1 protein-coding gene is annotated in these 902 nt (G+C 64.4%); it reads right to left on the minus strand.

All coding sequences use genetic code 11. The features are described from left to right. Positions 1–902, minus strand: a 902-nt coding sequence (locus C1I89_RS33735) for a DNA modification methylase (protein ID WP_102776424.1), incomplete at both ends; no start/stop codon positions are given.

The raw sequence follows: 902 nt of genomic DNA on the forward strand, positions 1-902 counted from the left end.
GTCGGGGATGCGGTGGTCCTGGGTCGGTTGACCGGCAGCGGTCCAGCCGTTGACCTGTCCATCCTTGCCGCGCATCGCGGTCGAGGATCCGTCGGCACGCAGGTGGGTATCCTGGCCGGCAAACTTGCAAGGCACGGTCTTGTTGGGTTTGCGCGTTTGTCGGTTGAAGTGGAAGATGAATTCAAAGCTCGGCGCCAGACGCCCCTGCCAATCGCCGGGCATGCCTGGCCCCTGGTCCCATACGTACCAGGCAAACCGCCGCCAGCCTTGGCTGCGCATCCAGTCGAGCCATGCGTCCCAATACGGGATGAACTCGTTGTCGCGGTGGATCAGGCCGAGGTTGACCAGCACTTGGCCATCGGCGGCCATGGGCACTTGCGCGAACACGCCGCGCATCAGGCCATCCCAGTCAGCGATACCGCCAGAGGTGTAGTCGCGCTGGTTGCCATAGGGCGGCGAGGTGAAACACAGACTGGCCTGCTCGCCCTGCATCAAGGTGGCGACCACGGATGGGTCGCTGGCATCGCCGCAGATCAGGCGGTGCTGGCCCAGTTGCCAGACATCCCCTGGTCGGGAGATCGGCTGCTTGGGTGGTGCGGGAATATCGTCATCCTCATCGCTGGCCGGTTCTTCATCGGTATCCGAACCCTCCGTCTCTCCAATGTCAGCCAGCATCTGGGCCAACTCGTCATCGTCGAAGCCAGTCATCAGCAAGTCGTAACCGGCCTCAGACAGCTCGGCCAGCTCAAGCGCCAGCAACTCGTCGTCCCAACCCGCATCCAGCGCCAGGCGGTTGTCGGCGATCACGTAGGCGCGTTTTTGCGCCGGGGTGAGGTGTCCCAGCTCAATGACTGGGGCCTGGGGCAACTCCAGCTTGCGCGCGGCCGCGAGGCGTCCGTGGC

Source organism: Achromobacter pulmonis (genome assembly GCF_002885955.2).
Classification (GTDB): domain Bacteria; phylum Pseudomonadota; class Gammaproteobacteria; order Burkholderiales; family Burkholderiaceae_B; genus Achromobacter; species Achromobacter pulmonis_A.